The 9,320-nt window shown below is 72.2% G+C and carries 9 protein-coding genes; 4 read left to right on the top strand and 5 right to left on the bottom strand.

Going from position 1 to position 9,320, the window contains the following annotated elements; genetic code table 11:
• On the bottom strand, positions 1–356 hold a 356-nt coding region (locus TR46_RS06810), incomplete at its 3' end, for a discoidin domain-containing protein (RefSeq protein ID WP_042395228.1).
• Positions 357–796: 440 nt separating this feature from the next.
• Here TR46_RS06810 and TR46_RS06805 point away from each other — a divergent pair.
• Positions 797–2,014, top strand: a complete 1,218-nt coding sequence (locus TR46_RS06805; RefSeq protein ID WP_236655230.1) for a saccharopine dehydrogenase family protein — start codon at positions 797–799, stop codon at positions 2,012–2,014.
• 15 nt (positions 2,015–2,029) lie between these two features.
• Here TR46_RS06805 and TR46_RS06800 read toward each other — a convergent pair whose 3' ends face one another.
• Positions 2,030–3,181 carry a hypothetical protein gene (locus TR46_RS06800; RefSeq protein ID WP_152626328.1) on the bottom strand — a complete coding sequence of 384 codons (1,152 nt, stop codon included), beginning with the start codon at positions 3,179–3,181 and terminating at the stop codon, positions 2,030–2,032.
• A gap of 126 nt (positions 3,182–3,307) precedes the next feature.
• Positions 3,308–4,378 carry a sigma-70 family RNA polymerase sigma factor gene (locus TR46_RS06795; protein ID WP_042395220.1) on the bottom strand — a complete coding sequence of 357 codons (1,071 nt, stop codon included), beginning with the start codon at positions 4,376–4,378 and terminating at the stop codon, positions 3,308–3,310.
• 173 nt (positions 4,379–4,551) lie between these two features.
• Here TR46_RS06795 and TR46_RS06790 point away from each other — a divergent pair, with 173 nt between their 5' ends.
• Positions 4,552–4,851: a hypothetical protein gene (locus tag TR46_RS06790; RefSeq protein ID WP_042395216.1), complete on the top strand. Its 300-nt coding sequence runs from the start codon at positions 4,552–4,554 to the stop codon at positions 4,849–4,851.
• Entirely contained in the window at positions 4,848–6,338 is a 1,491-nt protein-coding gene (locus TR46_RS06785; RefSeq protein ID WP_084718027.1) for an MFS transporter, read from the top strand. The genes TR46_RS06790 and TR46_RS06785 overlap by 4 nt, the downstream gene beginning before the upstream one ends.
• 85 nt (positions 6,339–6,423) lie before the next feature.
• Here the strand turns inward: TR46_RS06785 and TR46_RS06780 are convergent, their stop codons facing one another.
• Positions 6,424–6,897, bottom strand: coding sequence for a type II toxin-antitoxin system PemK/MazF family toxin (locus TR46_RS06780; protein ID WP_042395214.1), 474 nt, complete (start codon positions 6,895–6,897; stop codon positions 6,424–6,426).
• 129 nt (positions 6,898–7,026) lie between these two features.
• Positions 7,027–8,004: an aldo/keto reductase gene (locus TR46_RS06775; RefSeq protein WP_042395212.1), complete on the bottom strand. Its 978-nt coding sequence runs from the start codon at positions 8,002–8,004 to the stop codon at positions 7,027–7,029.
• Between the two features lie 182 nt (positions 8,005–8,186).
• Here TR46_RS06775 and TR46_RS06770 point away from each other — a divergent pair, with 182 nt between their 5' ends.
• Positions 8,187–9,098 carry a helix-turn-helix transcriptional regulator gene (locus TR46_RS06770; protein ID WP_042395210.1) on the top strand — a complete coding sequence of 304 codons (912 nt, stop codon included), beginning with the start codon at positions 8,187–8,189 and terminating at the stop codon, positions 9,096–9,098.
• Positions 9,099–9,320: the final 222 nt, after the last annotated feature.

The following is a 9,320-nucleotide window of genomic DNA, read 5'->3' as shown; positions in this document are numbered from 1 at the left end:
TTGGAGGTCTGGATCTGGAACGCGGTGCCGTAGGCGGCCTCCCAGTTCAGCACCACCTTGTCAATGGTGGCCGTGGCGCCGAGGTCGACCTCCAGCCACTGCGGGTCGCTGAACGCGCTGGACCACCGGGTGCCGGTGTTGCCGTCGGTGGCGTCGGCGGCCGGGGTGCCGGCGTTCTCGGTGGAGGACGCGGTGGTCGTCCTTCCCTGCGACAGCAGGGTGTCGGCGGCGTGGGCGGAGGGCGCGGCGATCGTGCAGATCGCCAGGCACAGGGCTACGCAGAAGAGGAAGGCGGCGTGCGCCGGGCGGAGCAGAGCACCTCTGAGGAGTGATCCTTCGGAGGGGTGGGCCTGCATGGCGGCTCCAGCTTGGTCAAAGGGAAGGGTGGGGTTTCCAGAGAGCGCTCTCTCCCATGAGGTATAAGGGCGGTGCGGCAGACATGTCAACGAGTTGGCAGACCGGAACCGGGTGCGGAACGGATCTGTTCGGATTCCCGGACGCGCGCGGCGGCCGATTCGGGGCAGGCGTTCGGTATGAGCTACCTTGCCGCTGTATCCGACACCGGTTACTGGATCATCAATAGCGTCCTCTTCGCCGTCCTCGCCGCCGCAGTCGTGGCCACAGTCGTCGGTGCGTTCCGTTCGGGGCGCCGCTGACCTGAGGTCAGGAAGCGTCTCGGGCAGGGCGCCTGGGACGGCGCGGCTTCGTCCGTTGCCCAGGCCGGGCCGGCTCCGGCAGTGTCCTGCGGTGCCGGCGTTGACAGCCGGGCCGGCGCGTACCTAGCGTGGCCGCTGGGATGCTACTCGACAGTAAGGTGTGGGCGGGCATGGAGCCGGAGCGCGAGTTCGACGTGGTGCTGTTCGGCGCGACCGGCTTCACCGGGCGGCTGACCGCCGCCCACCTCGCCTCGGCGGCCCCGGCCGGCTGCCGCTGGGCGCTGGCCGGCCGGGACCGCGAGAAGCTGGAGGCGCTGCGCGCCCGGCTCGCCGCCGACCGTCCCGTTCTGGCCGAACTGCCGCTGCTGGTCGCCGACTCGGCCGTTCCCGCCGGGCTGCGCCAGGTGGCGGCGTCCACCCGGGTGGTGATCTCCACGGTCGGCCCCTATCTGCGCCACGGCGAACCCCTGGTGGCGGCCTGCGCGGACGCGGGCACCGACTACGTCGACCTGACCGGTGAGCCGGAGTTCGTGGACCTGATGTATCTGCGCTGGCACCAGCGCGCCCGGGAGACCGGCGCACGCCTCGTGCACGCCTGCGGGTTCGACTCGGTCCCGCACGACCTCGGCGTCCTGTTCACGGTCAACGCCCTGCCGCCGGGCAGCGACAAACTGCCCATCAACGTGCAGGGCTTCGTACGGGCCGGCGGGACGATCTCCGGCGGCACCCTGGACTCCGCTCTGACCGCCTTCTCCCGGCTGCTGCCGATGGCCCGCACCGCCCGTGCGCGCCGGGCCGTCGAGCCGCGTCCGGCCGGACGCCGGGTCAGGGCCGTCACCAGCCTGCCGCGCCGGTCCCGCGCGGCGAGGGCCTGGGTGCTGCCGCTGCCCAGCATCGACGGGCAGATCGTGGCGCGCTCCGCGGCGGCGCTGCCCGGCTACGGCCCGGACTTCCGCTATGCGCACCACGCGGCCGTCAAACGGCTGCCGGTGGCGCTGGCCGCAGTCGTCGGCGCCGTCGTCGTGGTCGGTCTGGCCCAGGTCCCGCCGCTGCGCCGGGCCGTCTCCGCCCTGCGGAGACCGGGCCAGGGGCCCAGCGAGCAGCAGCGGGCCGACAGTTGGTTCACCGTCAGGTTCGTCGGCGAGAGCGGCGGCCGGCGGGTGGTCGCCGAGGTCTCCGGCGGAGACCCCGGCTACAGCGAGACCGCGGTGATGCTCGCCGAGTCCGCGCTCTCGCTGGCCTTCGACCAACTGCCGCCCACGTCCGGCCAGGTGACCACCGCCGAGGCTCTCGGCACCGCCCTCATCGACCGCCTCACCGCCGCGGGGCTGCGCTTCTCCGTACTGGACCCGGCATAGACGGCGAAGCCCCGGCTAGGGCGCGCTCGGTGCCGGGCAGTGCGGCAGTCGCGGAAGGGCGGCGCTGTTCACCTCGTATTCGACCAGGGGCGCGGTCTTGCTGTCGGTGGCCAGGTAGCCGATCTCCATCCGCGTGCCGTTGACCTCCGAGAGGCCCCAGCGCGGGGTGGCCCGGGTGCGGCTGTGGCTGCTCAGGTCGACCAGGTAGGTGGCGGTGTCGTCGGTGTAGCTGAGCAGCCGCCCGGCCAGGCCGAGGCCCTGCACCCCCGCGCCGCCCGCGAGCACCGTCACCGGTCGGGCCCAGCCGGGCTGCCAGGCGCTGATGCCGGAGAAGTCGGACGAGAGCCAGAACCACCGGGTGCCGTCCGAGACGACCTCCCAGGCGTCGCGCACCGCGGCGAGCGGCGCGGGGAGCCGCACCGGCGCCCAGGTCCTGACGTCCACCGCCCGCAGCACGGTCGGCGCGTCCGGCGCCGGGGAGACCTGCCAGACCAGCAGGTCTCCGGCGAAGACCGATCGGTAGACGTGCGCGGTGGTGACCACGCGGTCCCGGTGGGCGGCCAGGTCGTAGGCGTGCACCTGCCTGGTGCCGTCCCGCAGCGGCTGCACCCAGGTGGCCAGCCCGGCGCTGACCTGCGGGACCACGAAGGGCCCGGCCGGCACCTCCAGGTCCTGCTGGGCGCCGATCAGCCGGGGCGCGGCGGTGCCACGGGTGTCGTAGGAGTAGATCTTCCAGGTGGTGTCGGACGAGTCGGTGTTCACCAGGTAGGCCAGGTGTCGGCCGTCGAAGCCCGCCATGCCGAAACCGGTGCCCGACTGCCAGCCGGACGGGTACCGGGCGATCACCCGGTAGGCCGTCGACTTGCCGTGCATCTCCACCAGTCGCTGGCTGGTGGCGTCGGACAGGACCACGAAGCGGGTGAGCCCGTCGGCCGACACCGCGAGGGTCTGGCTGTGCAGGCCGGCGACGCCGGGCAGCCGGCCGGACTGCATCGCCCTGGTCCACTGCGGCGGCGTGGCCACCTGGCAGTACCCGGCCGCCGCGGTGGGCGTGGTGACGGCCGCGGCGGCCGCGGCGGGCGCGAGGCCGACCGAGCCCGTCCCCGCCGCGCCCACCAGCGCGAGCGCCATCAGCGACGTCGCTGTGTACTTTCCTGACTTCCGCACGACTGATCCCCCCAGAGTCGGTCCGCCGTCATCGGCGGCACCAGGAACAGACGGCAGTCGCCCCGGTGCTGCTGCACGGGATCGGCTTCGTTATCCGACCGTGACGCAGTCATCCCGCGCCAGGAGTCAGTCCGCTTCGGGGAACGTTCGGGGCAGTCCGAAGCGCGTCATGACCTCGGTGCTGAAGCTGGTGATGGCGGTGATGCGGTCGCCCGCGGTGGTGATGACCAGGAAGCAGGAGGCGCGGTAGACGCGGGCATCGGGTTCTGCCAGGTACAGGCCGAAGGCGGGCTGGCCGTTGGCGCGGGTGGGTACCACGCGGTAGGCGTGGCCGGGGCGGAAGGTGACGGAGGCGAAGATGCGCTCGGCTGTCTCGATGCCGCGGTACTCGACCATGGCCGGGGGCATGGAGAGCCGCACGTCGGTGACCAGCAGTTCGATCAGGGCGTCCAGGTCGGCGCGTTCCATGGCATCGGTGAACCGGGCGACCAGCCGTTGTTCGGCGGCGGTGTCGGGTTGGCGGTCGGCCCGGCGGCTGCCGGCGTCGGTGCTGCTGGCGCCGCCGCCGCTGCTGCCGGATCCGGCGAGGTGGTTGTCGACGGTGGCGCGGGCGCGTTTGAGGGCGCTGCTCACGGCTTCCTGGGTGGTGTCGAGCATCCGGGCCGCTTCGGCGGCGTGGTAGCCCAGGACGTCGCGGAGGACCAGCGCGGCGCGTTGGCGCGGGGGCAGCAGCTGCAGGGCGGTGATGAAGGCCAGGGAGATGGCCTCGGTGGTCTCGTAGCGGGCCTCCGGCCCGGGGCGCTGGTCGACGAGTCGGTCGAGCAGGACGTCGGGGTAGGGCTCCAACCAGGGCGGGGCGTCGCCGGCGCCGGAGGGTTCCGGCAGGGTGGCCTCAGGAGCCGTGGGGGCGGTGCGGGGGCGTCGGCTGTCGGCGCGCAGCATGCTCAGGCACCGGTTGGTCGCGATCTGGTACAGCCAGGTCCGCAGTGAGGACCGCTGGCCGAACTCGCCGAGGTTACGCCAGGCGGACACGAGGGTCTCCTGGAGTGCGTCCTCGGCGTCCTGCAGGGATCCCAGGATGCGGTAGCAGTGCACCTGCAACTCGTGGGAGTGGCCCTGGACCAGGTCGCGGAACGCGTTGTGGTCTCCGGCCCGGGCCCGAGCGATCAGGTCCGTCGTGTCCGTCTCCGTAGGCATGCATCCTCGCCTTTCGTCTCTTCGCAGCGCGTTCGGCCGCTCAACGGTATGGATCCCGTCGGCTCGGCAAATTGGGCGGTGTTGCGCCGCCCAATTCCGGGAGGGCGGTGGCGTCTACCCGATTGGAGGCGGTCCCGGCCCGGGGCGCCCGAAACAGAACAGGACCACAGATCATGACCAAGTACGTCTTCTCCTTCCGTGTGCCCTCCGACTACGCGCCCGACGCCGGAACGCCGGCCGAGTGGCAGGCCTGGTTCGGGGAGTTGGGCCCGGCCCTGGTGGACGTCGGCAACGCGGTGACCGGTTACGCCTCGGTCGGCGAGGTCGGCGGCAGCGGCTCCCGGATGGTCGCCTACTCGGTGGTGTCCGCCGAGGACATGGATTCCGCGCTGGCGCTGGCCAAGGACTGCCCGGTGCTGCGGGTCGGCGGCGGCGTCGAGGTCGGCCCCGTCATGGAAGCCGCCGGATCGTGAGCGACGCCATGACCGCGACGGCACCGCCGCAGGGGTCGTTCCTGGCGACCGGGCGCGGCAGGGTCACGCTGGCGCTGCTGTGCGCGGTGACGTTCCTTGACGTCGTGGACGGCTCGATCGTGAACGTCGCGCTGCCGACCATCCGTACGCATCTGGGGTTCTCGGTGCAGAACCTGCAGTGGGTGGTCAGCGGCTACCTGGTCACCTATGGCGGGTTCCTGCTGCTCGGCGGTCGGGCCGGGGACCTGCTGGGGAGGCGGCGGCTGCTGATCGCCGGGACCGCGTTGTTCGCGGCGTCCTCGCTGGCCTGCGGGTTGGCGGACAGCCAGGGGCTGCTGGTCGGCGCCCGGCTCGCCCAGGGATTCGGGGCGGCGATGATGTCCCCGGCCGCGCTGTCCATCCTGACCACCACCTTCCAGAACTCGGACCGGCACAAGGCGCTGGGCGTGTGGGCCGGGATCAGCGGACTGGCCGCGGCGGTCGGGGTGTTCTTCGGCGGGCTGCTCACCCAGGACCTCGGCTGGCGCTGGGTGTTCTTCGTGAACCTTCCGCTGTGCGCGCTGGTGCTGGTCGGAGCCATCCGGATCCTGAAGGCCGACCGCGGCCGGTCCGTGCCGGGCGGTTTCGACGCGGTCGGAGCGGTGCTGGTCACCGCCGGCATGCTGCTGCTGATCTTCACCTTGGTGAAGGCGCCGGACGAGGGCTGGGGTGCCGGACGCACCATCGGCGGGCTGGCCGCCTCGGCGGTGCTGATGGCCGCGTTCGTGGTCAACGAGCAGCGGCGGGCCCATCCGCTGGTCCCGATGTCGATCTTCCGGATCAAGGGCCTGGCCGCGGCCGACGCCACCCAGGTGATCGCCTGGGCCGGGTTCTACTCGATGTTCTTCTTCGTCACTCTGTACATGCAGGACGTGCTGGGCTACTCCCAGTTGCGGACCGGGCTCTCGTACCTGCCGGTGACCGTAGGCATCGGGTTCGGCTCGACCGTGGCGACGAAGATGTTCGTCCGGACCGGTACCCGTCCGGTCATCGTCTCCGGTGCGCTGATCGCCGCCGGCGGCATCTTCTGGCTCTCCCGCATCCCGGTGGACGGCACCTATCTCGGCGACCTGCTCGCCCCGCTGGTACTCATGGGGGCCGGGCTCGGACTGCTGTACGCCGGTGTGCAGACGGCCGCGAACGCGGGCGTGCCCGAGGAACAGGCCGGACTGGCCGCGGCTCTGATCACCACTTCGTTCCAGCTCGGGTCAGCGCTCGGCCTGGCGGTGTTCAGCGGGATCGCGACCAGCCGCACCAGCCGTCTGCTGGCCGCGCACACCCCGCCCTCGGAGGCACTCACCGCCGGATTCCAGCGGGCCCTGCTCGTCAGCGCCCTCTGCCTGCTGGCAGCCGGAGCCATCGGGCTGCGCGCCTCCAACACCCGCGGCGAACCCGCCGCCCTACCGGAAAGCCGACACGGACTGGAACCCTCCTACGACCCCGCATGACACCGCGCAACGAAATCCCGGGACGGCGTCCGACGCCGTCCCGGGATTCACACGTGCCGCCGCGGCTGAGCACCGCCGCGGCCGGTCAGCTCCAGCCGTAGCGCTCCCTGAGCCGGTTGACGACCAGATTGAACCGGCCCCGGTCCAGGGCGCAGGCCTCGCGCCGCATGCCCTGCTCGTGCAGTCGGATCACCCGGTCGACGGCGATCCAGGAGTCGCGTCCCTCGCGGTCCCAGGGTCCCTGGCCGAGGGCCACCCAGTCGGCGTCCCGGTCGTGGCGCTTGCTGGAGAGCTGCACGGCGAGCAGCGTGCCCTGCTCCTCGCGCGCCACCACGAGCACCGGACGGTCCTTGCCGCGCCCGTCGTTCTCCTCGTAGGGCACCCAGGTCCAGACGATCTCGCCGGGGTCGGGGTCGCCGTCGTGGTCGGGCGCGAACTCGGTGCGGACCGGCCCGACCCGGTGGGGGTCGGCCTCGGTCGTCGCGGTGGGTCCGTTGCGGCCGGGGAACTCGTGGGCGGCGCTGCCGGCGCCGTGGGCGGGGGAGGAGAAGGTCGTCATTGGCAAGACGGTAGGGCCTGCACCGATCAACCGGCCAGTCAGGGTGCGCCGGCGCCCCCCGTGCCGATCGACCCGGCGGTGTCCTGCCACCGGCCGCTCGCCGGACCACCCCGGCCGGAACTGAGCGGGTCAGCGCTCCATCATCCGCATCTGGGCCTCGTTGTGGGTGTCCCCGGCGGCCTGCGGCAGGCTGCTGAGCCGGGCGATCTGATCGTCGGTCAGCCGCAGGGCGTCGGCGGCGGTGTTCTCCTCGACGCGTTGCACGCGCTTGGTGCCGGGGATGGGAGCCAGGTCGTCGCCCTGGGCGAGCACCCAGGCCAGGGCGACCTGGGCCGGGGTGGCGCCGATCTCGGCGGCCAGGGCCTGGACCTGGTCGGCCAGCGCCAGGTTGTGGTCGAAGTTCTCCCCGGCGAAGCGCGGGTTGCTGCGCCGGAAGTCGTCGGCCGCCAGCTCGTCGGTGGAGCGGATCCGGCCGGTCAGCAGCCCGCGTCCGAGCGGCGAGAACGGCACCAGGCCGATGTTCAGCTCACGCAGTACCGGCAGCACCCGCTGCTCCAGCCCGCGGGTCCACAGGGAGTACTCGGACTGGACGGCGGTGACGGGGTGGACGGCGTGCGCCCGGCGGATGGTGTCCGGGCCGGCCTCGGACAGGCCGATCGCACGGACCTTGCCCTGGGCGACCAGCTCGGCCAGCGCACCCACGGTCTCCTCGATCGGCGTCTTCGGGTCGACCCGGTGCTGGTAGTACAGGTCGATGTGGTCGGTGCCGAGCCGCTTGAGGGAGCCCTCGACGGCGGTGCGGATGTTGGCCGGGCTGCTGTCCAGGTTCCCCGGGCCGTCGCCGGCGTGGGAGACCATGCCGAACTTCGTGGCCAGCACGACCTGGTCGCGGCGGCCCTTGAGAGCCCGGCCGAGGAGTTCCTCGTTGGTGTAGGGGCCGTAGATCTCGGCGGTGTCGATCAGGGTGACGCCCAGCTCCAGGGCCCGGTGCACGGTGCGGATCGACTCCGCGTCGTCGGTCCCCGAGCCGGTGTAGGCCGTGGACATCCCCATCGCCCCCAGCCCGATCCGGGAGACCTCCAGGTCGCGCAGCTTGATGTACTTCATCGGGGACTCTCCTAGCGCTGTGGTCATTGCGGCGGTCGGCCTGCGGGGGCGCAACCGGGGTACTTCGCCGTGGTCCACTCTGTACCCGCGCGCGCCGTTCCGGCAGGCCGGGCCGTGCCGGGGTGTGACAGGGCCCCTCTGGCGGGTCGGCCTCCCGGTTGCGCGGGTGTGAGACTGGGGCCATGGCAGCTGAGCAGCACGGCAGCGAGGGTGAGCTGGGGCGTTTCCTGCGGGCGCGCCGCACGCAGACCAGCCCGGAGGCGGCCGGGCTCAAGCGCGGCCCCGGGGTGCGCCGTACTCCGGGTCTGCGGCGCGAGGAACTGGCGACGGTGGCCGGGGTGAGCATCGACTACTACATCCGGTTGGAGCGCGGCAAGGAGACCCGGCCCGGCCCCGGTGTGGTGGACGCGCTGGCCCGGGCCCTGGACCTGGACGACCAGGAGCACCAGCACCTGCGGGAACTGGCCATCCGCGCGGCCCGCTTCGTCTCGGAGCCCGCGCCGGTTCCCAGCCGCACCGTGCGCCCGCACCTGAAGCTGGTCCTGGAGAGCCTGCGGCCCAACCCGGCCTACATCGTCAGCCGAAGCATGGACCTGCTGGCCACCAACCCGGGCGGCCTGGCCCTGTACGCGGGCATCGACGACTGGCCCGCCAAGCAGCGCAACCTGGGCCGGTACCTGTTCCTGCACCCGGCCGCACGCGACATCTTCGGCAGCGACTGGGAGAGCCAGGTCCGCGGCTGCGTGAGCCGCCTGCGCGCCCTGGCCGGCACCAACCCGGACGCCCCTGACCTGACCGGCCTGGTCGGCGAACTCCTGGTCAAGAGCCTGGATTTCGCCAGCCTCTGGGACCGCTACGACGTCACCGGACGCAAGAGCGCCGGCAAGACCTTCCACCATCCCCGGGTCGGCACTCTCACCCTCGGCTTCCAAGGCATGAACCTGGAGAGCACCCCCGGCCAGCGGATGGGCATCTACGTCGCCGAGCCCGGCACGCCCGACCACGACGCGATGCTCCTGCTCGACATGGCCGCACCCGGCCACGCCACGGCCGACGAACGGACCGGGCAGAGCGCCGAGGAGCCCCGGCGCTGACGGATCCGCGTGTCCGGCCCGCTCCGGCGGATCACTGTCACGCGTTCGACAAATGAACAATGCCAGACCCCTTGACGCCCATTCACACTCCTGTCTTGATATGACACGGCGTCAAACATGCGGCGAGCCTGCGGGACTTGAACCGAGAGCCCGGCCACTCCCCGCCCGGACCCGGTCGCCACCTTTCATCCACCCAGGAAAGGTCTGACGCACCATGAGATT

This window comes from Streptacidiphilus carbonis (genome assembly GCF_000787775.1).
Taxonomy (GTDB): domain Bacteria; phylum Actinomycetota; class Actinomycetes; order Streptomycetales; family Streptomycetaceae; genus Streptacidiphilus; species Streptacidiphilus carbonis.
This window is presented reverse-complemented; position numbering and strand designations above follow the sequence as displayed.